This window comes from Leuconostoc sp. BM2 (genome assembly GCF_002095565.1).
GTDB classification, from domain to species: domain Bacteria; phylum Bacillota; class Bacilli; order Lactobacillales; family Lactobacillaceae; genus Leuconostoc; species Leuconostoc falkenbergense.
In genome coordinates, this window is sequence record NZ_MOWQ01000111.1 from 1 (window position 1) to 891 (window position 891).

The window sequence follows — 891 nt, forward strand, 5'->3', positions numbered from 1 at the left end:
ATTTTCATCAATTTCACCTTTTGACTGCTCTATTTCTGTTCTACGTTCCCTTTCTAATAAATTAAAATAAGGATATTGCTTCAAAACGGCTTCTACTTGTTTAGTTTTTGTGTGATTCATTTTAATTGGTTCAACTAGCATAAGCTCTCCTGCAACAATATTATTTATGTACACGAGTAACCGTGAAAAAACTCGTATATTTGCCTGCCCACATTTCTGCGCCTGTCTGGTTATTAGTTGGATAGAAACCACTCACGCCAACGCGTTACGCCCATAGCACCTACTTCGCAACGTTCCCCTTGTCATTCGGCGTGTGTATATTACCATACACTTTTAAATAAATCAAGTATATTTACACATATTTTTCAAGGCCATAGCCAATTAAACCCTCATTGACTATTTTTAACGCATCTTCTGGTGAACGAGCAATACCGTGGATAACATTATCCTTTTTTAATTTAATAGAAAACTTAATCTGATCATCTCTGATACGTCCAGTTTTTGTCTTCATATCAATAAAAAATATTTGTTTATCTTGCCTACGATACCCAACTAAATCAAAGAATCCTTTTGGTGTACCAGAGCTGAATGGTCTACCGTCTCTTGTAATAACAGTTCCTGTGTTAATTCTAAACTGCGTGTGACCATCTTTAGACAATGCAATTCTCGCTTCGTTTTGTATTTGTTGTTCTCTCATCAGTACCCCAAATCATCTAATTTAACACCGCGTGCTATTTCTTCCATTTTCAGAGATATGCCGTAATAGTAAACCTTACCGTGTGATCTTTTCTTCTCAAATTTAGTTCCCAATTCACGACCTAACTTTTTGTTAGTCATATCAACACCGTGTAACCTTTTCCACGTATCAAAGCGTGTTGCAATTTCTTTAAA

At 35.8% G+C, this 891-nt stretch carries 2 protein-coding genes; both read right to left on the reverse strand.

Annotated elements, in window-relative coordinates:
* Positions 1-352 precede the first annotated feature (352 nt).
* Positions 353-697 carry a hypothetical protein gene (locus BMG01_RS10680; protein WP_080539967.1) on the reverse strand — a complete coding sequence of 115 codons (345 nt, stop codon included), beginning with the start codon at positions 695-697 and terminating at the stop codon, positions 353-355.
* On the reverse strand, positions 697-891 hold a 195-nt coding region (locus BMG01_RS10685), incomplete at its 5' end, for a hypothetical protein (protein WP_143472307.1). The genes BMG01_RS10685 and BMG01_RS10680, both read right to left, overlap by 1 nt.

Excerpts from the sequence above, each read along its gene's own strand:
- BMG01_RS10680 (WP_080539967.1), bottom strand. The coding sequence starts at position 697 with ATGAGAGAACAACAAATACAAAACGAAGCGAGAATTGCATTGTCTAAA.